We start from the raw sequence: 20,940 nt of genomic DNA, 5'->3' as shown, positions 1-20,940 counted from the left end.
CTGCAGAAACACGAGGGAATCATGTCGAACCTCACCATCCGTCATGCCAACGCCGGCGACATCGATGCCATCATGGAACTGTTGCGTCAGGTCAACGACGTGCATGCACACGGTCGCCCCGACCTGTTTGTCGAGGGCAAGACGAAATACACGCCCACCGAACTCGCACAGATCATCGCAGACGATTCCCGTCCGATTTTCGTCGCAACCGACACCGATGGCACGTTGCTCGGCTATGCGTTCTGTGTGGAGGAGGATCATGCGGGCGCCAACAATCTGCAGCCGGTTCGCACGCTGTATATCGACGACATCTGCGTGGACGAGCGTGCGCGCGGCAAACACGTGGGCACTGAGCTGTACAACCATGTGCTCGACTATGCACGTGCACACGGCTACCACAATGTGACGCTCAACGCCTGGGCTGCGAATCCAGCCGCCGTCAAGTTCTACGAGTCACTCGGCATGAGCGTGTACAAATACGGCATGGAGCAGATTCTCTAATCTTCCAAACGCACCGCGTGCTCGCGCAGGAAAGCGGCGAGCTCCCCGGCATCGCAACGGCCGGTGACGATGCTCTGCACCCACTGGTACAGCTCGTTGCGTTCCGGCTCCTCGGCATCGTCTGCGCGCACGTTCCAGCCATGCATAGCGAGGATCGCGAGCGCCATCTTCACCGCCGTGCGCTTGTTGCCGTCCGGGAAAATATGGTCTTTCGCGAAACGCGACGCGAAATCGGAGATCTGCTCGAACACGTCGGCATATCGTTCGCGCGGCGTTATGCCGAAGAACGTCAGGAACGTCGAGCCGAGCACCGACTGCACACGTCCGAGGATTCGCTCGTCCACCGCAGCGGGCGCCGTTGGCGTGATGTCGAGGCCGGTGCCGCGAATCGTCTCCACATACACTTCGAACACCGATTCCGCAAGCGCATCCATGCGCATCTGCTTGCCGTCGAGCGCAATCGGTTCGGCACCGTCTTCGGCATTGCCCATCTTCCGCTCCCCTTCCATCACGAATGCTCCAGCAATCTGAGCGCATTCGGGTATTTGCGCTCCACCCCGTCCACACAGGCGGCCAGCGTGCGCTCACTCACTTCGCGTCGCATGTCGGCAGAGCCGGCGATATGCGACACGGAAATGCTCTCATAGCCTTGCTCACGCGCCGCATTCCACGCCCCATCTGGTTGGCTTGACAGATTCAGCAGATCGGCCGCCGTCAGCCAACCGAACTCACGCATCACGCTCGCGACGAGGCTCTCGGTGTTCTCCCCCAGCGCTTTGCCTTGCCATTCGTCGCGCAGGCGGATCATGCGCGAGCCGAATGCCTCGTATTCCGCCCAGATCGCAGGTATGACCGGCCCGCATTCGCCGACCGCGATCTCATCGGCGAACAAAGGCGCACCGGCGTCGCGCAATGCCCCGACCTGACACCAGTAAACGAGCAGGTTCAGCTTCAGATTCGTGAGGAACCACGCGTCGCCATAGTGCGCCACGATGTGCCGTGCGACATCCGACGCCAGCATTGCCCACCTCCAGGTTCGCTATGTTCGACGCTTCCATTTTATCGACATTCGGCGCTCAGTTTCCTCCATTCTTTTCCCAACTACATAAAGTAGGTAGGCCAAATTCAGGATCTCGCAAAATGCAATACTTACTACGGTAGAAGCCGGAACCTACATACGGTGGAAGTTGGAATGACTGATGATGCTGTTACACGCAGCTCCGGCGCAATTGCTAAAGCCGTCATGGAAGAACATCAGCAGTGGCTGCTCGTTCCTTCGCAATATCGCCTCATCCAAACATGTGCGGTATTCCGCAATGTTGCCCTCAAGCCATACCGACATGGTGAGTATCGGCTCGTGAAGCAAGCCTCTGGCAATGAGTTGCAGTAAGAGCAGCAACCGACTCATTCTGCCAGTGCCCTGTATAAATGGGCGTAGCGCCAGAAAACGGTAATGAAACCGAATGATGTCATCAATCGCCGAATCAGAGACATCATTGTTATCCCACCACGCGAACAGGCCATCCATCGTTCCCGATGCCATTTTCCTAGGTGTAACCAGCACTGGTTCGGCAGCCGTCAATCCGTCGCAAAGCTGCCGATGCAATTCACGAACGAATTCCCAATCCAATGGCTGCCCACCGCGAACCATCACGGTACCGTACTCCAACGTATACAAATAGTTCAATATCGCACGTTCAGACCCCACGCTTCTACGACGCTCGATGATGTAGCGCTCTGGATAGGAAAGAACATCTTCAAGTGAAGCATCGTACCCATCGAGACTGCAGGAGATTTTGGATTCAAGACGAGAGAAGGCTCGAACAATAGGATATCGATTCCCAAGTCGTCGCATTAGCCCGTCGAGACGCCGCAATTCTTTCCACGCTTCAATCTGCTTTTCCATAGTTGCAAGATAAGCCCAGTCATCAATACAACTGCATAGATCACGCATCTGGCGTGATCTACAACCCCTCACACATGGCAGTATTCACCAGATTCCAGGAAGACCGATTTCATTCGCACGCTCCAGGCTTGCATGACGGGAATCGCGAGCGCCCTCTTCCTCGCCGTGCGCTTGTTGCCGTTCGAGAAGATATGGTCTCACAATCCCTCCGATAGGTGCGCATTCCGCTGACCGAGCGCATATCGCGCTACGCATCCCCTGTCAGATGCTGATACAGTTCCGTGCTCAAAGGCTTGGTCAGCCGCAGATCCATCTCCACAAGACCAATATTCTCGCCGTCATTGTCACGCTTCGTCTCGTGTAGATTCGAATATGCCCCCACACGACCCACGTAATAGTACATCTTCAGCTTCTCGGCGTCCGCCTTACGCATGACGAACAGCGGGATGAAATGATTCTCACTCCATTCCTCGTTGCCCTTTCCTTCTTCCATCCATTTGATTTCGCGGGATGCGGTGCTACGCCTGTCTTTGCTATACCAGTGCATTTCCTGTGGATTGAGGAAACGGTCGGCGTACTGGCTGTTCGCATATTTGATGAACACTGGCATGCTTTTTTCGTCTTTGGGGAGCAGATAGCCACCGACGCTGCTGCCGTTGATCTGTTTGCTCCACCCGAGCAGACGTTCCACTTCGAACATCTTGTACCGATGCTCGTAGACGAATCCGCGGTCGTCTTGCAACGAATGGCCGGTTTTCGCCGCTTCCTCGAGAAGGTCTTCGAATCGTTTCAGGCCAGTACGCACATTGTCCACGAAGAAGCGGTGGAACGTGGCGTTGTTCTTGAGCATCGCGATGAACTCCGGCGCAAGGCAAATCCCGTCTCCGATGCGTTCGATGAGCGCGCGTTCCCCATACGATTTCTTGGTGGATGCGTCGAAGAACGACCAGTCGAGCACGCTGAGCGCCGATTCGAACTGTGCAGCGGTGTGGTACGACGCGGGGAATCGTCGCGCAACTGTTTCCCTCAACTGTTCCGTCAGGATCAGCGAGACAGAGCCACCAGCGCATGACTTGATCAATTCGTCAAGGATGACAAGCTCTTGCGGACGGATTGCAACCAACAGCACTTCGGTGGCCATTTTGAGCCACTGTTCTCCTTGCGTATCGATCGGCACAAGCGCATCCGCGAATCCTTCATCATGACCTTTGCGCGATAGCATGGCTTCCGTGTCACGCGCGAAGTCATAATAACTGTTGGCTTTCTGCGCCATTGTCATCACCAAAGATGGATCATGGCGATAGATATCCGTCAGCATCGGAATCCGACCAAGCTCGTTGCGAATCACCGAATACTTGTCGCGCAACATCCTCATATCGGACCACGAAGCCGTATCCAACGATTTGAGCACCTGCTTGCGTGATATCTCATCAAAACTGATCGACGACAGGCCGATCGATTCTCGTTGCATGTTCTTGCGCGCGCTATCGCTATCGCCAGCATTGCCGTACAACGCAACCGGAATGAGATAGTTGTTCTCGTAGTTACCAATGAAATCGATGACGGTAACGCAGGTCTTGTGCGGGAACTTGCGCAATCCTCTTCCTAACTGCTGCGTGAACACGATGCTGGACTCGGTGTTGCGCAACATCACGATCTGATTGATGGCAGGGATATCGACACCTTCATTGAATTTATCAACGGTAAAGATGTAATCGAGATCACCGGATTCAAGCCGATCAATGGCTCCTTCCACATCTCTTCCTGCGGTTTTGCCGCTGATGGCGATAGTTCTGTAATTGCGTTCCGCCTGCTGGTTGGTCTGCTGATTGAACAGTTCCGAGAGTCGTTCTGCCTCCTCCACCCCGGAGCAGAACACCAGTCCCGTCACAGGTTGGTCGTACGAGCCGTATTGTTCGAGTTTACGAATGATGTACTGCACGCGTGAAGGCTCGGTCAGTTCTTCGAGTGAATACTGGATCTGCTGCTTGTCTTTTTTCGAAATCCCCTCAGTCGCATCAACTCGGGTGCCGTCTGCTCCCAGGAATTCGTGTACGCCATAATAATGGAACGGACACAGCATATTCTCATCGAGGGCCTTCTGCAAACGGATCTCATAGGCGATGTTGTGATCGAACAGGGTGAAGATGTCGAAATTATCAGTTCGTTCCGGCGTCGCCGTCATGCCCAGCATGAAATCAGCTTCGGAGAAGTAGTCAATGACCGAGCGATAGTTGTTTGCACCAGAATGATGAGCCTCATCGATGAGGATGTAATCAAAATCATCGGGCTCGTACCACTCCATCATATGGCGACGCAACGTGTCGACTGTCGCGAACACATACTTTGCGTCATGCTGCTTACTGTTACCGGTGAGCAGACCGAGTTCACCCTCGTCGCAACCGAGCACACGCTGATACGATTCGCGAGCCGACTTGAGAATCGTATCGCGATTGGCCACGTACAGCATGCGTTTCGGTTGGAATTGACGTACATCAAAGGCGGAGAGGTAGGTTTTGCCCGTGCCTGTCGCCGAAATGACAACAGCTTTCCGTTCACCCTCCTCACGCAGTTTCCGAATGTTGGCGAGCGCGTCACGCTGCATCGCATTCGGTTCGATCCTTGCCGTGCGCGTTTGTCGTAGAATCTGTTCGCGTGGAGGCGTGTAGTTCCTGAATTCCTCCTCGTATTGCGCCAACCATGCATCGGTCAACGGCACGGACTGACTGACCTGGTCTGCCAACTCCTCCCTGACCTGTTCAATGAGTTGCGCTTCGCCCGTCGACGAGACACGAAGATTCCATTCACGTTGATTCTGCAAAGCGAATGACGTGAGATTCGAACTACCAACATACAGGTTGTAGTAGCTGCGATCACCCTCCTCCATACGTCGTGTGAAAAGGTACCCTTTCGGATGGAACGGCTGATTGGCTGAAACTCCTTCAGTGCTTTGTTGTTCCCAAATGAGCACTTCCACGTTGGCCTCACGTTGGAGTTTCAGGAGTTCCTTGAAGGCCTTGGGCGTATTGAAATAGTTCTTAGTGGAGGTGATGATCCGATTGGTTTTTTCGCTGTTCTCTGCATGGTCCAGGAACGATTGGTACATCGATTTCAGCGCATTCTCACTGACGAATGCCACGGAGATGTCGAACGTCTCGCTTTCCCTTAGCTCCTCTCGAATCGCATCCCCCATTGTGCTTCCCGGCTGATTTGAAATGAGCTTGGGCACGAATCGTTCCTGTGCCAGATCATTCTGTCGGATCAAACCGCTCAGCACACCATCGACGATGCCGTGATCCGCAGATTCCAGCGGTTCGGTTGCAGACTGGCTCTGCCTGACGAAGGTGTTGTCCACTTGAAACTGGCTGCTCATATTTATATTCCGTCACTTATGATTCGCTTATGATTGGGGTTATTCGAAAACATCAGAATGCCATGCCAGAGATTCGCGTCACGGCATCATGATCCACTGGCGCCCAGCGCAGACGGGGCATCCGCGAAGGCTCCACCCATTCGATGCACTCATGTTCCGTAAGTCTGGGCATTCCCTCGATGAGATGGCACAGGAAGGTGGTGAGTTGCACGTTGCCGAAATCGTAGAGGTAGTCGCTGGTGCATACCTTCTTGTCGATGTCAATCTCGCAGAGCAGCTCTTCCTCGATCTCCCGCTGGAGCGCCTGCTGAGGTGTCTCGCCCGCTTCGATCTTGCCACCGGGAAACTCCCAATACCCTGCGAGAGACTTGCCTGCGCCGCGTTGCGCGCACAGCACCTTGCCATCTTTGATGATGGCGGCTCCGACCACTTTGATCAGTTTCGGCTCTTCCATGCATCCCCCATAGCCTGTATATTCCGGAAAACTATCGGGACCAGGATACAACGCGGATTTGCGAAGCTACAACAGGGAAATCAAAACGCCTCTGCTGCCAGGCATCTGCTTTACCATGTGAGCATGGAATCTCCGAGGCAATCCCCGAAACGAAATACCCAACTTCAATATGCGCAATCGTTAGAACAGGCCGACCCACAGCTCATTGCGCGCACCCTCGATGAAGGCTCGGCCACCGACCAGATCGATCTGCTCGACGTGCTCTACGAACTCATGGAGCGCAAACTGTATCCGAACAAAGAGGAACTGGATGACGACGAGCACACGGAGGTGGCATGGGCTTTGGAGGATGGCGCGTATTCAGTCACACGGATACGCCACGATTCGCCGCTCTACCATGCGCTATTCCGACATTTCAACGGGAATGGGAAGGCGTTAACGGATGCGCTTGCGCCATCGATCATCGACGAACTCTCGGCAGACCTGTACGCGCTCATGACACAGAAAGTGCTGGCACAGCGCATCGCGAGCCTCCTCGCGCGCAATGACTAAGCACAAATGATGCCGTCGCCGTCTTAGTCACGCTTCGCATTTGCGCAGTTCGATGTATTGCCGCTGTTCGTCGGATGGTTGTTCGAACCATTGCCGATGGTGATCCACTGGAACATCGAGAACCCATGATTATCGATGACCATCACCTTCGCCGCGTTGCCGCCAGCTTGCGAGGGCTGATTCGCGATGTTGAGCACGGTCTTACGGCTGCCGAGCATAAGCAGCAGTAGCACTCCCAGTACGCCGAAGCACACGATGAGCAGCGTCCTGTGCTGCTGTACCCACGACCTGACCGGGCAGGTGCTGCATTTGTCATCGGCACCTTCGCACTGTGCCATTGTTCGGTTTTCCATGCCCTGCGTCATCGGGTCTCCTCGCACCTCATTGTTCATTGGATTGCAAAAGGCTCTGCATCTCATACTGTATTATCGAGTGTGGCAGACGGATCCTCCTCCGCCGCAAGTTCATCGAACATGGCAATGTGGCCCCGATGTTCGCCCACCGTATCACTTCGCGTAATCGTCAAGGCGTCTCGCAGACCGCAGCATATACACACCGACTCCCACACACAGCCATTCGACCAGCAGGAAGGCCGCAATGGTGGACGGGTGGTAGAAGCCCGTCAACAGCCAGAACGCCAGGCAATACACCGGCACCACTACTGCCGCCGCGAACAGCAAGTATGACGTCCCGCGCATCAGCATAACGCATGGCACTCCGCACAGCCACAATCCCGCAGCGGCAACCCGTACCTCGACATGGCAATGGCTTTGCGCAAGCACCTCGCCATTCGCGAACTCCGTGAAGCCGCTTGGCAATCCATGGAATCCGTAGAATCCACGACGCGGGACACCACATCGAACACAGACTAGAGGAAGGAACATCATGGCGACATATGAATCCGGAACCGACCTGGTCGATGCAATCATGAAGAAAGGCGACAAATTCATAACCGAATTCGAAGACATTCCCGAACAGGATTGGGATGAGCTGCTGCCCGAGGCAGACGCGCGCACACCGCGGCAGATGCTCGCCTACCAACTCGGCTGGATGAGTCTGCTGCTGGACTGGGAGCACTCCGAGGAGGAGGGCCATGTGATGCACATGCCCGCCCCCGGGTATTCGTGGGACCAGTTGGGCGAGCTGTATGAAATGTTCTACGAAACCTGACGCAACGCCACCCCCGACCAGATGATCGAGACCTTCAACGAGCAGATCAGCTACCTGTGCTGGATGATCACGGCGTTCTCCCAAGAGGAACTGTTCGAGCCGGGACACCGTCAGTGGGCCTCCTCCACCCCTTCCGCGTGGCCGGTGTGGAAGTGGATCCACGTCAACACGGTGGCGCCATTCACATCGTTTCGTATGAAGATCCGCCGTTGGAAACGCGAGATGGCACGCCGGGACGTCATTGAGTAGGCGAAGGGAGTACCCTTGTCAACCATGCGCAAACCAGATTCACGTGAAGCGCTGCGAATGGCCCTTGGCACCGTTGTGTTCGCCGTAATCATGGTGGTGCTCACCGGCTTCCAGAATGGCTGGCATTCACTTACCACCGTCCGGGGCGTGTTGGACGTACTTGTCCCGACTCTCCTATGGTTCGTTGGAATGCTGATCTTCCATCTCATCCGCCACCCGCGCATGTAGATGAGCCGCGTGTGCGTCACGTGACGTATTGCGAACAATCGTTTGATGCTAGGCTTCATTGCCTTGCCGTGTGCGCCGTCTTCCCTGACGGCTGGTTGTTGTTCGGGTTGCCGCCCGAATTCGAGCGGCAACCTAGTTGTTGACGCGTGCGTCCGCGCCGTCGTTCATCAGCGAGAGCGTGACCGCCGAGTTCATCGTTGTCACCGGCACGCCGCTCATCGTGTTGTCGAGTCCGAGAATCATGTTCAGAATGCTGCGCATCGTATTTCCTTCCATCCGTGGCGGTCTCGCCGCCCTTGTTGCGATGGTTCCAAGATACGAAGAAAACCCGGCGCATCCCATCAGGCCAGGGAATGAATCTCCACGCCGCTAAGGCTCCTTCTCAACCTTGCGGATGAGGTGGTCGTCATCCCGGCATGCGGTCGCCCTCTGCCTACTCCAATCCAAGACTTGCTATTCGGATGCCCGCGCTGGGATGCCATGGCATAGAGAATCGGCCATGCGGTACGCTGGCAAGCAATACGCAACCAGAAAGGAACACCATGCCCACACTGTACACCGGACGTCTCGTATTGCGGCCATGGCGGGAATCGGACGCGGCGGCACTGTACGAATACGCAAAGAACCCAAACATCGGCCCCATCGCCGGCTGGCCGCCTCACCAGAGCGTCGAGGAAAGCTTGGACGTGATCCGCAATGTGTTCGATGGCCCGGAGGACTATGCAATCGCACTCGCCGACGATCCGGACACCGCAATCGGAGCCATCTCCCTCAAGCTCGCCGGCAACTCCGATTTCTTCCCGGCAAACGACGCGACGCAGGCGGAAATGGGATTCTGGATTGGCGAACCGTTCTGGGGCAACGGTTACATTCCCGAAGCGGCCCGCGAACTGTTGCGCCGCGACTTTGAAGATCTGGGACTCAGCGCAATCTGGTGCGCGTATTACGAGGGCAACACGAAATCGGCGCGCACTCAGGAGAAGATCGGTTTCGAACCCATACGCGTCGCACAGAACGTGCCGGTGCCGCTGCTTGGCGAAACGCGCACCGAACATGTGAATCGAATGACACGCGAGCAGTGGGAGACGCTCATCGCTTAACCGTGTTTCGTTATGGAGTGAACAATTCTGCGCTACGGAGTGAACACAAACAAATCTGGGAATCTATGAAACGTTGGAAAATCACCGTTTTCTGACATATAGTCACAAGAGACGTTCACTCCATAACAAAACTTTGTTCACGCCATAGCTAACGTCTTTAGATTTTTGGGCTTGACTAACTCAGTGAGCGGAGTCTGCGCGTCAACAAAATAGTGGATGCCAGTGCGCATCTCCAACTCGTGGGCGATTCGCCGAACGAGCATAAGTCGGTGAGAATAGTCGCCTAGTGAGGTCTTCGTCACCTGTATGAACACCCAGCCGGATGCCTCGATTGCGTTTCGCCGGTCACTGTCGTGCAGCCATTGCCCCGAATGGAACATGCCGTCGTACTCAATCGCGATTTTGGCGTCAGGATAAGCCAGATCGAGGTAATAGACATTACCGTTGATGGCACGAATCCGGTGATTAATCATAGGCATGGGCAAACCGTGCTGCACAATGCATAGCCTCAATTTAGTCTCCTGACTCGAGTCCGTGCCCGGTCTCATCAGCGTGAGCGCGCGTTCGCATTTCACAATGCCGCGAGGAGCACGGCGCCCCTTCACCGCACGAAGCGCTGTTAGAAAGTTCTTGAAATCCGCCTGTGAGTATTGCCGATGCACAGTGTTGCGCCGCAGTATGGAGTCGCCAAGAACGATGAGTTCCTCCAGACTCAAGAACCGAGCCAGCATCGCCCATGTGCAAATCGGTGATGTGAATATGAGGTCATCGCCGAAACATGCGAAATCCATCGGGGCATTCCACACATACACTGCCAGCATGCGATTGGCGTCCTGAGCTCGCACACGCGGTTCCAGATTCTTGTTTCGCACCACCAGCTGCATGCGTTGCTCACTGAGACGCGGATGCGCACTCAAATCAATCCGCGGAATCTCCACCCCCGCCAACCGCAATGCTCTCGTCATGCCAAACACATAGACCAAACCGAACTTGTGCTCAGCACGAAACCTCCTGCACTCACGCGCCGCCTCTTCGCTCGCCTCACGCAATCGCGTAAGTGAATCACTCTCTTCGAAACTCATATATCGACCCTATGGGCGCGCAGATTCGGGCACAATCCCAACCGGGCATTGTGGATATGTAACAATGAGTTATCCACATCGTTCACAGTAGAATTTCCTGCGTTATGGAGTGAGCAGATCTGCGTTATGGGGTGAACAGATACCTGATACGCAGTCTGGAAAACGCTGGAATTTCAAGGATCTATATGCTGAGACAATCTGCAATGTTCACTCTATAACGCAGATTTGTTCACTCCATAGCGAGAATGTCATTCTGGAGTGTCGCCATGTTCCACGCGCCCACTGATTACACTGGAACACTATGACGAACGAGCATGAAGAGAGTTCCGCACTCGCCACATTGCGCAAGTACTTCGGCTATGAGAGCTTCCGCCCCGGTCAGGCGGAGCTCATCAACGCCATTCTCGAAGGGCGCGACGTGCTCGGCGTGATGCCCACGGGCTCCGGCAAATCGGTCTGCTACCAGATTCCCTCGCTGCTGCTGCATGGCATCACCATTGTGATCTCCCCGCTGATCTCGCTGATGCGCGACCAGGTGGACGGTGCGAACGAGATCGGCATACCGGCCGCATTCATCAACACCACGCAGACCCCTGACGAGCAACAGCAGGTGTTCGACGCCGCCAATGCCGGTAAGGTGAAGCTGCTGTACGTCGCTCCAGAGCGGTTGGAGACGGCACGGTTCCGCGCATTCGCCACACATGCTGATATCGCGCTGTTCGCCGTCGACGAGGCGCATTGCGTGTCGCAGTGGGGTCAGGATTTCCGCTCGTCGTACCTGGCGATCGGCGAGTTCATCGACTCGCTGCCAGACCGCCCCACAGTGGCCGCGTTCACGGCGACGGCGACCGAACGCGTGCGCCGGGACATCGTCAATCTGCTGGGTTTGCGCAACCCGCTCGTCATGGTGACGGGATTCGACAGAACGAATCTGTATTTCGACATGCTCAAGCTCAACACGCGCGAAAAGGCGAACTGGATAGCGCACTACGTGGCCGAGCATGCCGACGAATCCGGCATTGTGTATTGCGCGACCCGCAAGGAGACGGAGGCGCTCGCGCAGACACTCAACATCATGGTGCCGCAGTTACGCAAGGCACAGGGCTCCCAGATGGAAGATGGACCCATCGCCGCGGCATACCACGGCGGCATGCCGGCGAATGTTCGCGAACGCGCGCAACGTGATTTCGTCACCGACACGGTGCCGCTCGTCGTCGCGACGAACGCGTTCGGCATGGGCATCGACAAATCGAACGTTCGCTATGTAATCCACCACAACATGCCCGAGAGCATAGAGGCGTACTATCAGGAGGCCGGCCGTGCGGGGCGCGACGGCGAACCAAGCCGATGCATGTTGCTGTGGAACGAGTCGGACATTGTGACACGGCGTCGCCTGCTCGACATGGCGGATCGCAACGAGCGGCTCACCCCCGAGGAGCAGGAGGTGGTGCGGCGCTCGAAACGGCAACTGCTCGATGCCATGATCGGCTACTGCAGAACCACGGACTGCCTGCACGACTACATGACACGGTATTTCGGGGAATCGAACGGAACCGAACGCTCGGCGAACGGCCATTGCATAGGCGGATGCGTCAACTGCGAAAGCACCTTCGAAACGGTGGACGCCTCCGCCGTCGCACGCGCGATCAGCATGTGCGTGCATGATCTGGGCCAGCATTACGGCATGGGCAAGGTCGTGCAGGTGCTGCGCGGCTCCAAAGCGCAGGATCTCGCCAATCGCGGATTGGATGCGGTGCCCACGTACGGCCGCCTGAGCGAAGTGAACGAAGCCAAGATTCGCGACGTGCTCAACCAGATGGTGGCCGACGGCTTCCTCACGGTGAGCGAGGGGCGGCTGCCGCTCGTGCAGTTCGGCCCCCGCGCCGCGGAAACCGTGGCACCCACGTTCCGATACGAGATCAAGAAATCGGAGCGCAAGTCGAAGTCACGAAGCAGCGGAGAGGCGAAGTCCACGAAACTGAGTGCCGGCGAACGTGCCGCCGCAGGCTTAGGCGCCAACACCGGCGTGGACGCGGAACTGTTCGAGCACTTGCGTGCCCTGCGCATGCAGATCGCACGCGAGATAGGCAAGCCGCCCTACATTGTGTTCTCGGATCGCGCACTGCGCGACATGGCCGAACGGCACCCGCACACGTCGAAAGAGTTCCTCGAGGTCAACGGCGCGGGAGCCAACAAGCTCGAACGCTACGGCAAACGGTTCATGGAGGTCATTCGAATCTTCGACAACGCCTCGTGAGCGCCGCACCATTCGCCTTGACTGCTGACCATGCGTCCACATTACGGAACGCCGTGAGCCGAATTATGAAGTTTGTCTACGCCATGGTGTTTCTTGAAAATATGACGAATTTCTCATGTTGTTGCTGTCGCTGACCGAACGCCACAGGCGCGCGGTTACCGACGCATAACTTGAGATCGATTTCACCTGTGCACTTCATGCACACATTCCAACATCGAAAACGCTTGGTAGTATTGGAAAATCTGCGGGCGAATCCACTGCATAGTCGATGAACGGCAATCGAGATCAGCTGTGCTGCAGTCAGTGACGACGCAAACCTGAGGCGTGTTTGAAATCTGAAAATATACATAAACAATCGCGCATATCAGGATTCTAAGGACTCATTATGGCTATTCACACCACTGTTGCAGAACTCATCGGAAACACCCCGCTCGTCGAACTCCACAACGTCACCGATGGCGTGCGAGCGAAAATCGCCGTGAAGGTGGAGTACTTCAATCCGGGCGGTTCGTCGAAGGACCGCATCGCGGAACGCATCATCGACGCCGCCGAACATGAGGGCAAGCTCAGGCCGGGCGGCGTGATCGTGGAACCGACGTCGGGCAACACCGGCGTGGGACTCGCGCTCGTCGCACAACAGCGCGGGTATCGCACCGTGTTCGTGCTGCCCGACAAGGTGAGCGAGACGAAACGCGCGGTGCTGCGCGCATACGGTGCCGAAGTGGTGGTGACGCCGACCGACGTCGAGCCCGACGACCCACGTTCGTACTACAGCGTCTCCGACAGGCTCGCCCGCGAGATTCCCGGCGCGTTCAAGCCGAACCAGTATAGCAATCTCAACGGCCCGCGCTCGCATTACGAAACCACCGGGCCCGAGATCTGGGAGGCAAGCGAGGGCGGTGTCACCCACTTCGTGGCAGGCATTGGCACGGGCGGCACCATCTCGGGAACCGGCCGTTACCTCAAGGAAGTCTCGAATGGCGCGGTCACGGTGATAGGCGCCGATCCTGAGGGCTCCATCTACTCGAACCCGGCCAATGTGCACGGGTACGACATCGAAGGCGTGGGCGAGGACTTCTACCCAAGCGCCTTTGACCAGACGGTCCCCGATGCGGTCGAGCAGGTCACCGACGGCGAGGCGTTCCTGATGACGCGCCGTCTGGCTACCGAGGAAGGGCTTCTTGTGGGCGGCTCGAGCGGTATGGCGGTGGCGGCGGCCGTTCGGTATGCGCGGGAGCACGACCTTGACGAGTCCGCGACCGTGGTCGTGCTGCTGCCGGATTCCGGCCGCGGGTACTTGGAGAAGATTTTCAATGACGATTGGATGATCGAGCACGGGTACGCCGACATCGTGGCACGCACCAGCCGACCATCGCTCGTCGACGGCGTGCTGCTCGAGGCATGAGATCGCGCACACGAACACGGCAAGCACAAGGCACAATCAACACAGGCAGACTTTTCGAGAACAGGAATACCATGGCCAAGGCAGACACCAACTACGCTCACGACGGCATCGCGACCCGCGCAATCCATGCCGGGCAGGAACCGGACGCGCTCACAGGCGCCGTCTCCACTCCCATCTACATGACCTCGACGTTCAAGCAGGACGGCGTGGGCGGATTGCGCGGCGGCTACGACTACTCACGGTCGGTGAACCCCACGCGCACGTCGTTCGACGAACAGCTTGCCGCAGTGGAGGGCGCGGCGTTCTCAATGAGCTTCTCGTCGGGACTGGCGGCAATCGATGTGCTGCTGCGTGCCACAATGCGCCCGGGTGACTCGATTCTCATTGGCAACGACGTGTACGGCGGTACATATCGCCTGCTGTCCAAAGTGTTCGTGCCATGGGGCGTGGAACTCGACGTGGTGGACACCACCGATGTCGCGGCGCTGAATGCGGCCCTGGGTGCCAAATCGTATCGGTATGTATGGGTGGAGACGCCATCGAACCCGCTGCTTGGCATCACCGACATCGCATTGACGGCTCAGCTCGCCCATGAACACGGCACGAAAGTGGTGGTGGACAACACGTTCGCATCACCGATTCTGCAGCATCCGCTCGCCGATGGCGCCGACGCCGTGGTGTACTCCACCACCAAATACATCGGAGGACACTCGGACGTGGTCGGTGGGGCGGTGCTCGTCAACGACCCCCAGGTCGCCGACGCCGTGGCCTTCCTGCAGAACGCCGCCGGCGCAGTGCCGTCTCCGTTCGATTCGTGGCTCGACATTCGCGGATTGAAAACACTTGACCTGCGCGTGCGCAAACACAGTGCGAATGCCTTGGAAATCGCGCAATGGCTGGAAAGCCGCCCCGAGATCGAGCGCGTCTGGTACCCGGGTCTGGAGTCTCATCCGGGTCACGAGATCGCCGCGCGGCAAATGCATGGCGGTTTCGGCGGCATGATCTCAGTGCAACTTGCCGGCGGCCCTGAAGCGGCACAGCGTTTCACCTCCTCGACACGGCTGTTCACGCTCGCCGAGTCGCTCGGTGGCGTGGAATCGCTCATCGAAGTGCCGGCGGCAATGACCCATGCCTCGGTTTCAGGCACGACACTCGAGGTTCCCGCCAACCTCGTGCGCCTGTCCATCGGCATCGAAGATGCCGGCGATCTCATTGCCGACTTGGAGCAGGCACTGCAGCAGCTCTGAAACAGTATGAGCTCACCATTCCATTGAGCAGAGGGCTTGTACCCATAACCGTCGTTGGGGGTACAGGTCCTCTTTTCAGAAGACTGACTCACAGACTTGCTGCCGCAATGAGCAGACGGGTGTACTCCTGCTGCGGCTGCTCGAGAATCTGCGCAGTCGGACCGCTTTCCACGACGCGCCCCTCATGCATGACGACTATGCGGTCGGCTATGTTCTGCACCACGCCGAGGTCGTGGGAGACGAGCACCATGGCCATGTTCGGGTCACGCTCGCGAATCGCCGCGAACGCATCGAGAATCTGCATGCGGGCCGCCACATCGATGGCGCTCATCGCCTCGTCGGCCAACATGACCTGCGGATCCTTCACCACTGCGCGTGCAATGGCCACACGCTGTGCCTGACCTCCGCTCATGTCCATCGGGTACCGTCCCATGAACTCCGATGGCTCCAAGCCCACCAATTCCAAGGCTCGCGACACCTGTTCCCCAATACTGCGCTCGTCGCGTTCCCCTGCCAAGCGCAACGGCTCCGCAATCGAACGCCCTGCCGTCCAGCGCGGGTCGAGTGAGGCGAACGGATTCTGGTACACAATGCCCGAAGCTGCCCATAATCTGCGCCGCTGGGCACGGCCGCTCACTCCCAGAATGCTGGCGCCGTTGAACAGCACATCACCGGAATCAGGTTGCTCCAAGCCGAACATGATGCGCGTGAGGGTCGATTTGCCTGAACCGGAGGCGCCGATGATCCCCAGGCATTCGCCGGGCCACACCTCGACGTTCACGTCGAAGAGCACCTGATGGCGCCCGCGCCCTCTTCCGAAGCTCTTGACCACTGCATTTGCCCGCAGCGCGGCCGACTTCTGCTGTTTCTCAATCATGATTGGCACCCCCGCTACCGTCGACATGCAAACTGAGTGCGCGCGCGGCCGTCACCAGCATTGCCGTGTATTCGTCGGCCGGGTCTGCAAGCAATGCATCGGTGCGCCCGGCATCGACAATACTCCCTTCCCGCAGCACATAACAGTACTGGGTGGCGCGCGCCAGCACCGAGAAATCATGCGTGACGAACAGCATGGACGCACCGGCCTCGTCGACCAGTCCGACGAGCAATTCGAGAATCTGCTGCTGGGTGATCGAGTCAAGCGCGGTGGTCGGCTCGTCGGCAATGATCAGGCGTGGCGACGTGATCAGCGCCGTCGCGATGCTCACACGCTGCTGTTGGCCGCCGGAAAGCTGGTGGGGGAATCTGTCGAGCACATCGGCCGGCAGACCCACTTTCGCAGCCATGTTCGCCACACGTTCGACACGGGCCTGCGCGGGCAGATCGTAGTGCAACTTGAGCGGAAGCTCAATCTGTTCACGCACGCGCAACAACGGGTTGAGCGAAGCCGCCGGATTCTGGAACACCATGCCCATCGCCGCACCGCGCAGCCTGGCGAGTTGCACGTCGTTCATACCAACCGTCTGCGTACCGTTCACATTGATCGAACCGCTCAGCTGGGCGTCTTGCGGCAGCAGTCCCATGATCGCCCGTGCAATCATCGATTTGCCGGAGCCTGAGGAGCCGATCAGTCCCACACGCTGGCCGTCGCGAATCTGCAGGCAGACATCGCGAACAATCTGCCTGCCCGCAATTGACACATTCACAGATTGCAGATCCACACTCATGAGACCCTCCTCAACCTCGGGTTGCTCAGCGGGTCGGCGGCATCGTGCAACGCGTCTCCGAACAGATTGAGCGCCACGACGACCACGGTGACGATCAGGCCGGGCCACACGACCGTGAGCGGGTAGATCGTGATGAACTTGACCGACGAGGCGAGCGAATACCCCCAACTCGGCACACCGGACGGCACACCCACACCGAGGTAGGTGAGCCCCGTCTCCGCCAACACTGCGGTTCCAGCGGCGAGCGAACACTGCACCGTGACCACCGGCCGAATGTTCGTCAGCACATGCGTGAAGAACACCCGTGCCGCAGACGCGCCGTTCGACAGCGCCGACTCCACATACAGGCTTCTGGCAGAAAGCATGGCCTGCGGGCGGGCGACGCGGGCGAGATTGAGCCCATACCCGAAACCACAGGCGAGCACAATGCCCAGAATCGAAGCGCCAAGCGGCACGGCGAGCATGAGCGCGATGAGCACGGTGGGAATCGAGATGAGCGCGTCGATCGCCACCACGGTGCCGTTCGCCAGCAATGTGCTGCGCGAGACCATCAGCGACACGAGCAGCAGACCGAAGGCGAGGGCGAAACAGACGGTGAGCACCACGATGGCCAGATTCGTGCGCGATCCGGCCATGAGCCAGCTGAGCACATCGGCACCGGTGCCATCGGTGCCGAGCCAGTGCCCGCGTGACGGTTTCGCCCATACGTTGTAGCCATCGGTTTGCCACAATGGCCGCGGGGTCCAGAACAGCGAGACGAGCGAGACCAGCACCCACAGGCCGAGCACGATCAACGAGAACCTGCCGGTGCCGCGCGACCACATCGTCGAGACGACGATGCCCACGCGGCGAAAGTGCGTGCGTACAGATTGCCTATTCATTGCTCCCCTCCCCCAATCGCGGGTCGAGTGCCCGGTGCGTCAGGTCGACGAGCAGGCCGATCACCAGGAAGAACGCCGCCAACATGAACAGCTCGCTCTGCACGGCAATGAGGTCGCGATGGCCGAGATCATTCACCAAGCCGGTGCCTATGCCCGGCAATGCGAACAGGTTCTCAATCACCATGACCCCGGTGACCATCTCGGCGAAGGTGAGGCCGATCACCGAGACGAGCTGCGGCATCGCCAGTCGCATGCCCACATGCCACAACGCCTGTCTGCGCGTCATGCCGCATGCCATCGCCATCTCAACGTAGCCGGAGGAGGCGATGGTCTGCAACGAGGAACGCGTATAACGCATGATTGTGGCGCCGACGATCAGGCCCACGGTGAGTGCCGGCAACACCAGACTGAGCGATGCGCGGGACGGATCGGCCCACCCACGACTCGGGAATCCCTGCGCCGGGAACACTTCGAACACGCCCAGTCCGCGCGCGAACAGCAGAATGAGCAGCAGACCGCCCCATAGGGCCGGAATGGCGCCTCCAATGATCGCGATGGTCTGGAACAGTGCCTTGGCCGCACGGTTCGTCGTGCGCACGGCGAGGTAGCCAAGCGGGATTCCGAACAGCAGTGCCACCAGCATGCCCAACACAATGAGCGGGAACGTGATGGCGGCACGCGAGGCGACCACGGAAGCCACGGGCTGGCCGGTGAGCATGGTCGTGCCGAAGTCACCGCGCAACAGTCCGCCGACCCACTCGAAGTATTGCTGTGGAAGCGGCTTGTCGAGTCCCATCTGGGCCCTCAACTGGGCCACACGCTCGGGCGGCGAGTTCGTGCCCGCCATCACGGCGGCGATGTCTCCCGGCAGCACGCGCAGCATGAGGAACACGATGAGCGAGATCGCCAACAGCGCCACCAGGAACATGGCGATGCGTCGCAACACATATTTCATGAAGACACGCGTCCTTTGAGACCGTTATGAGGCCGTTTGCTACTTGGCTGGCGTGTAGGTGAGCTGCGCCAACGGCATGAACGTCTGATTCATGTTGAGCGGGAAGCCCTCCACGCCCTTGTCCATCGCCGTGGCGACGCGGTAGTTGAACAGCCAGTCAGCCGCGGCATCCTCACTCACGGTCTGCGCGGCCTCGGCGAGCTTGGCATCACGCTCGTCGTCGTTTGTGGCACCCATCGCCTCCTCGTACAACTGCTGCACCTTCCGGTTGTCGTAGCCGTAATAGTAGTCCGGCCGCGTCCACTGCGAGAAATCGTGGCTCTCGTTGTGGTCCACCATCGACAGGTCGTAGTCTTTGTCGGTGTAGACGTCCTGCAGCCACGTGGAGAACTCGACCACGTTCACCTTGAGCTCGATGTATGCCTCCTTCAACTGCGAGCGCAGCTGTTCGCCGAGCTCGGTGCCGTAGGTGTTCGGGTAGGTCAACGTGAGTTTGAGCGGGTGGTCGGCGGAATAGCCGGCCTGCTTCATGAGTTCGCGTGCTTTCTCGATGTCGTGCGGGTACTTCGAGCTCAGATCCCGGTAGCCCGGGTCGAGCGAGGGAATCGGGCCGCCGAGTTTGGCATCCACGCTCCCGCGCGAGGCGATGAGCTGGTCATGGTCTATGGCGTACCGAATGGCCTTGCGCACTTTCTTGTCAGCAGTCGCTTTGCCTTTGGCGTTGTTCATGGCGAGCACGTATTTGTCGGTGCCGTCGCCCACTTTCACCACGAATCGCGAGGTGGGGTCGCCCGACTCCTTGGAGTGCTCGGTGCCGTTGGAATCCGACGATTTGGTTTCGATCCGGGGGCCGAGCGCGGATTCGGCAAGCGCGTAGGTGATTGGCGCAAGCACCTGCACATCGCCGGATTTGAGCGCGTTCACGGCTGCATTGTCGTCGGCGAAGTAACGGATCACAATATTCTTCGTCTTCGGTTTGTTCGATCCCCAGTAGTTCTCGTCGGCCACGAGCTCGATCGAGTTGTTCGGCGTGAACTTGGCCACCTTGTATGGGCCGGAACCCACTGCCTGTGTCTTCGCCACATACTTGGCGTCCTTGTCGAACACAAGACCCGCGCGTCCGCTCAATGCCCACAGGAGCTGCGAGTATGGCTTGGTCAGTGTGATCACCACGGTGTCTGCGTTCGGGGCGCTGATCGACTTGAAGTTGCGCAACGCGTCCGCATCGTGGTACTGCTTCTCCTTCAGCTGCTGGATCGACCACACCACATCGTCCGCATTGAGTTCGTCGCCATTCGAGAAGTGCATGCCCTTATTGAGGTGGAACGTGTAGGTGAGACCGTCGTCACTCACCTCCCAGCTTTTGGCAAGGGCTGGGACCACCTTGTTCTCCTCGTTGCGGCTCACCAGTCCTTCGTACACGTTGCCGATGAGCACCTGATCGAGCGACGAGCCCGCGGTGTTTCGAATGTCCAGATTCGTCGGCGCCAGCTTGAGCCCGATCGTGACCGTCTGCGCCGGCGTTCCCGTCTGGATTGCAGATTCCTTGCCTGCGCGCGTATGGTTCATCACGGCGAACACGATTGCCGCCACGATGATTACGGCTATGGCGCCAAGCACCCAGCCTTTCCAACCCGAATGCGTGTTCCCGCTTTTCTCGTGCGCCTGCAATGACGCATCGGTGCTGGCTGCGCTTGCGTTGCCAGCCTTGTTCTCGCTCGCAGACGCATTGTCGGCGTTCTGCGGCTTCGGCTCATTGTTGTTCTGCAAGCCGTTCTTCGGTTCTGTCATGGTACCTCTAATGTTCATATGCGGCATAGGGCGCACTGGGCCCGTATGCTGCATGGTTCTGTCGGTTGACCGCCTCGGCGGGTCGGTCACCGCGATCATTGTATCGCATCCGGCCGCCCGGA

The 20,940-nt window shown here is 58.3% G+C and carries 21 protein-coding genes and 1 pseudogene; 8 read left to right on the top strand and 14 right to left on the bottom strand.

Translation table 11 applies throughout. From position 1 onward, the window contains the following. The first annotated feature begins 21 nt into the window (after positions 1-21). Entirely contained in the window at positions 22-501 is a 480-nt protein-coding gene (locus tag BANAN_RS02965) for a GNAT family N-acetyltransferase (RefSeq protein ID WP_014697464.1), read from the top strand. On the opposite strand, the gene BANAN_RS02960 is transcribed toward BANAN_RS02965, so the two are convergent. From BANAN_RS02960 to BANAN_RS02940, 5 genes are all read right to left on the bottom strand, one after another. Further along, on the bottom strand, positions 498-992 hold the full coding sequence (locus tag BANAN_RS02960; protein WP_014697463.1) for a Fic family protein: 495 nt from the start codon (positions 990-992) through the stop codon (positions 498-500). The two genes, BANAN_RS02965 and BANAN_RS02960, sit on opposite strands and share 4 nt — an antisense overlap. Positions 993-1,009: 17 nt before the next feature. Then, positions 1,010-1,522, bottom strand: coding sequence for a Panacea domain-containing protein (locus BANAN_RS02955; RefSeq protein ID WP_014697462.1), 513 nt, complete (start codon positions 1,520-1,522; stop codon positions 1,010-1,012). A gap of 150 nt (positions 1,523-1,672) precedes the next feature. Then, a complete protein-coding gene (locus tag BANAN_RS08210; protein ID WP_014697461.1) occupies positions 1,673-2,407 on the bottom strand; it encodes a Fic family protein in 735 nt (244 codons plus the stop codon). Positions 2,408-2,654: 247 nt separating this feature from the next. Then, entirely contained in the window at positions 2,655-5,780 is a 3,126-nt protein-coding gene (locus BANAN_RS02945) for a DUF3427 domain-containing protein (RefSeq protein ID WP_014697460.1), read from the bottom strand. A 52-nt stretch (positions 5,781-5,832) separates the two neighbouring features. After that, positions 5,833-6,234 carry a (deoxy)nucleoside triphosphate pyrophosphohydrolase gene (locus BANAN_RS02940; RefSeq protein WP_014697459.1) on the bottom strand — a complete coding sequence of 134 codons (402 nt, stop codon included), beginning with the start codon at positions 6,232-6,234 and terminating at the stop codon, positions 5,833-5,835. A gap of 123 nt (positions 6,235-6,357) precedes the next feature. On the opposite strand from BANAN_RS02940, the gene BANAN_RS02935 reads away from it, so the two are divergent. Continuing rightward, entirely contained in the window at positions 6,358-6,786 is a 429-nt protein-coding gene (locus BANAN_RS02935; protein WP_014697458.1) for a hypothetical protein, read from the top strand. A 23-nt stretch (positions 6,787-6,809) separates the two neighbouring features. Here the strand turns inward: BANAN_RS02935 and BANAN_RS02930 are convergent, their stop codons facing one another. Next, positions 6,810-7,124, bottom strand: coding sequence for a hypothetical protein (locus tag BANAN_RS02930; RefSeq protein WP_237705840.1), 315 nt, complete (start codon positions 7,122-7,124; stop codon positions 6,810-6,812). A 168-nt stretch (positions 7,125-7,292) separates the two neighbouring features. Next, positions 7,293-7,490 (bottom strand): hypothetical protein, encoded by a 198-nt coding sequence (locus tag BANAN_RS08590; protein ID WP_014697456.1) that lies wholly within the window; start codon positions 7,488-7,490, stop codon positions 7,293-7,295. Between the two features lie 181 nt (positions 7,491-7,671). On the opposite strand from BANAN_RS08590, the pseudogene BANAN_RS08585 reads away from it, so the two are divergent. Next, positions 7,672-8,205 (top strand): annotated as a pseudogene (locus BANAN_RS08585) (ClbS/DfsB family four-helix bundle protein). Positions 8,206-8,229: 24 nt separating this feature from the next. Next, positions 8,230-8,433, top strand: a complete 204-nt coding sequence (locus BANAN_RS02910; protein ID WP_041776970.1) for a hypothetical protein — start codon at positions 8,230-8,232, stop codon at positions 8,431-8,433. Between the two features lie 132 nt (positions 8,434-8,565). On the opposite strand, the gene BANAN_RS08705 is transcribed toward BANAN_RS02910, so the two are convergent. Continuing rightward, a complete protein-coding gene (locus tag BANAN_RS08705; RefSeq protein WP_004218814.1) occupies positions 8,566-8,694 on the bottom strand; it encodes a hypothetical protein in 129 nt (42 codons plus the stop codon). Positions 8,695-8,975: 281 nt separating this feature from the next. Between BANAN_RS08705 and BANAN_RS02905 the strand changes: the two genes are divergently transcribed. Beyond that, entirely contained in the window at positions 8,976-9,533 is a 558-nt protein-coding gene (locus tag BANAN_RS02905; RefSeq protein ID WP_014697454.1) for a GNAT family N-acetyltransferase, read from the top strand. A 137-nt stretch (positions 9,534-9,670) separates the two neighbouring features. On the opposite strand, the gene BANAN_RS02900 is transcribed toward BANAN_RS02905, so the two are convergent. Continuing rightward, positions 9,671-10,615 (bottom strand): DUF559 domain-containing protein, encoded by a 945-nt coding sequence (locus tag BANAN_RS02900; RefSeq protein ID WP_014697453.1) that lies wholly within the window; start codon positions 10,613-10,615, stop codon positions 9,671-9,673. A gap of 301 nt (positions 10,616-10,916) precedes the next feature. Here BANAN_RS02900 and recQ point away from each other — a divergent pair, with 301 nt between their 5' ends. The 3 genes from recQ to BANAN_RS02885 all read left to right on the top strand — a co-directional run bounded on the left by recQ (position 10,917) and on the right by BANAN_RS02885 (position 15,524). Beyond that, a complete protein-coding gene (recQ, locus tag BANAN_RS02895) occupies positions 10,917-12,872 on the top strand; it encodes a DNA helicase RecQ (protein ID WP_014697452.1) in 1,956 nt (651 codons plus the stop codon). 385 nt (positions 12,873-13,257) lie between these two features. Further along, positions 13,258-14,277: a pyridoxal-phosphate dependent enzyme gene (locus tag BANAN_RS02890; RefSeq protein WP_014697451.1), complete on the top strand. Its 1,020-nt coding sequence runs from the start codon at positions 13,258-13,260 to the stop codon at positions 14,275-14,277. A 71-nt stretch (positions 14,278-14,348) separates the two neighbouring features. After that, entirely contained in the window at positions 14,349-15,524 is a 1,176-nt protein-coding gene (locus tag BANAN_RS02885) for a cystathionine gamma-synthase (protein WP_014697450.1), read from the top strand. 88 nt (positions 15,525-15,612) lie between these two features. Here the strand turns inward: BANAN_RS02885 and BANAN_RS02880 are convergent, their stop codons facing one another. The 5 genes from BANAN_RS02880 to BANAN_RS02860 are packed head-to-tail and all read right to left on the bottom strand — an operon-like array spanning position 15,613 to position 20,818. Next, the gene (locus BANAN_RS02880) at positions 15,613-16,401 is read right to left on the bottom strand and encodes an ABC transporter ATP-binding protein (protein ID WP_014697449.1); all 789 of its coding nucleotides are present in this window, start codon (positions 16,399-16,401) and stop codon (positions 15,613-15,615) included. After that, the gene (locus BANAN_RS02875) at positions 16,394-17,191 is read right to left on the bottom strand and encodes an ABC transporter ATP-binding protein (protein ID WP_014697448.1); all 798 of its coding nucleotides are present in this window, start codon (positions 17,189-17,191) and stop codon (positions 16,394-16,396) included. Before BANAN_RS02875 ends, BANAN_RS02880 begins: the two co-directional genes overlap by 8 nt. Continuing rightward, positions 17,188-18,072 (bottom strand): ABC transporter permease, encoded by an 885-nt coding sequence (locus BANAN_RS02870; RefSeq protein ID WP_014697447.1) that lies wholly within the window; start codon positions 18,070-18,072, stop codon positions 17,188-17,190. The genes BANAN_RS02875 and BANAN_RS02870 overlap by 4 nt, the downstream gene beginning before the upstream one ends. Beyond that, positions 18,065-19,027 carry an ABC transporter permease gene (locus BANAN_RS02865; protein ID WP_014697446.1) on the bottom strand — a complete coding sequence of 321 codons (963 nt, stop codon included), beginning with the start codon at positions 19,025-19,027 and terminating at the stop codon, positions 18,065-18,067. Before BANAN_RS02865 ends, BANAN_RS02870 begins: the two co-directional genes overlap by 8 nt. Positions 19,028-19,066: 39 nt before the next feature. Beyond that, complete coding sequence (locus BANAN_RS02860) at positions 19,067-20,818, bottom strand: ABC transporter substrate-binding protein (RefSeq protein ID WP_014697445.1); 1,752 nt, start codon at positions 20,816-20,818, stop codon at positions 19,067-19,069. Positions 20,819-20,940 lie beyond the last annotated feature (122 nt).

This window comes from Bifidobacterium animalis subsp. animalis ATCC 25527, from assembly GCF_000260715.1.
Classification (GTDB): Bacteria; Actinomycetota; Actinomycetes; order Actinomycetales; family Bifidobacteriaceae; genus Bifidobacterium; species Bifidobacterium animalis.
This window is presented reverse-complemented; position numbering and strand designations above follow the sequence as displayed.

Bases quoted from the DNA above. Each gene is read 5' to 3' on its own strand.
- BANAN_RS08590 (WP_014697456.1), bottom strand. From the start codon at position 7,490: ATGCTGATGCGCGGGACGTCATACTTGCTGTTCGCGGCGGCAGTAGTG.
- BANAN_RS02860 (WP_014697445.1), bottom strand. From the start codon at position 20,818: ATGACAGAACCGAAGAACGGCTTGCAGAACAACAATGAGCCGAAGCCG.
- BANAN_RS02865 (WP_014697446.1), bottom strand. From the start codon at position 19,027: ATGAAATATGTGTTGCGACGCATCGCCATGTTCCTGGTGGCGCTGTTG.
- BANAN_RS02875 (WP_014697448.1), bottom strand. From the start codon at position 17,191: ATGAGTGTGGATCTGCAATCTGTGAATGTGTCAATTGCGGGCAGGCAG.
- BANAN_RS02930 (WP_237705840.1), bottom strand. From the start codon at position 7,124: ATGGCACAGTGCGAAGGTGCCGATGACAAATGCAGCACCTGCCCGGTC.
- BANAN_RS02945 (WP_014697460.1), bottom strand. From the start codon at position 5,780: ATGAGCAGCCAGTTTCAAGTGGACAACACCTTCGTCAGGCAGAGCCAG.
- BANAN_RS02960 (WP_014697463.1), bottom strand. From the start codon at position 992: ATGGGCAATGCCGAAGACGGTGCCGAACCGATTGCGCTCGACGGCAAG.
- BANAN_RS02890 (WP_014697451.1), top strand. From the start codon at position 13,258: ATGGCTATTCACACCACTGTTGCAGAACTCATCGGAAACACCCCGCTC.
- BANAN_RS08210 (WP_014697461.1), bottom strand. From the start codon at position 2,407: ATGGAAAAGCAGATTGAAGCGTGGAAAGAATTGCGGCGTCTCGACGGG.
- BANAN_RS08705 (WP_004218814.1), bottom strand. From the start codon at position 8,694: ATGCGCAGCATTCTGAACATGATTCTCGGACTCGACAACACGATGAGC.
- BANAN_RS02955 (WP_014697462.1), bottom strand. From the start codon at position 1,522: ATGCTGGCGTCGGATGTCGCACGGCACATCGTGGCGCACTATGGCGAC.
- BANAN_RS02935 (WP_014697458.1), top strand. From the start codon at position 6,358: ATGGAATCTCCGAGGCAATCCCCGAAACGAAATACCCAACTTCAATAT.
- BANAN_RS02900 (WP_014697453.1), bottom strand. From the start codon at position 10,615: ATGAGTTTCGAAGAGAGTGATTCACTTACGCGATTGCGTGAGGCGAGC.
- BANAN_RS02885 (WP_014697450.1), top strand. From the start codon at position 14,349: ATGGCCAAGGCAGACACCAACTACGCTCACGACGGCATCGCGACCCGC.
- BANAN_RS02880 (WP_014697449.1), bottom strand. From the start codon at position 16,401: ATGATTGAGAAACAGCAGAAGTCGGCCGCGCTGCGGGCAAATGCAGTG.
- BANAN_RS02870 (WP_014697447.1), bottom strand. From the start codon at position 18,072: ATGAATAGGCAATCTGTACGCACGCACTTTCGCCGCGTGGGCATCGTC.
- recQ (WP_014697452.1), top strand. From the start codon at position 10,917: ATGACGAACGAGCATGAAGAGAGTTCCGCACTCGCCACATTGCGCAAG.
- BANAN_RS02965 (WP_014697464.1), top strand. From the start codon at position 22: ATGTCGAACCTCACCATCCGTCATGCCAACGCCGGCGACATCGATGCC.
- BANAN_RS02910 (WP_041776970.1), top strand. From the start codon at position 8,230: ATGCGCAAACCAGATTCACGTGAAGCGCTGCGAATGGCCCTTGGCACC.
- BANAN_RS02940 (WP_014697459.1), bottom strand. From the start codon at position 6,234: ATGGAAGAGCCGAAACTGATCAAAGTGGTCGGAGCCGCCATCATCAAA.
- BANAN_RS02905 (WP_014697454.1), top strand. From the start codon at position 8,976: ATGCCCACACTGTACACCGGACGTCTCGTATTGCGGCCATGGCGGGAA.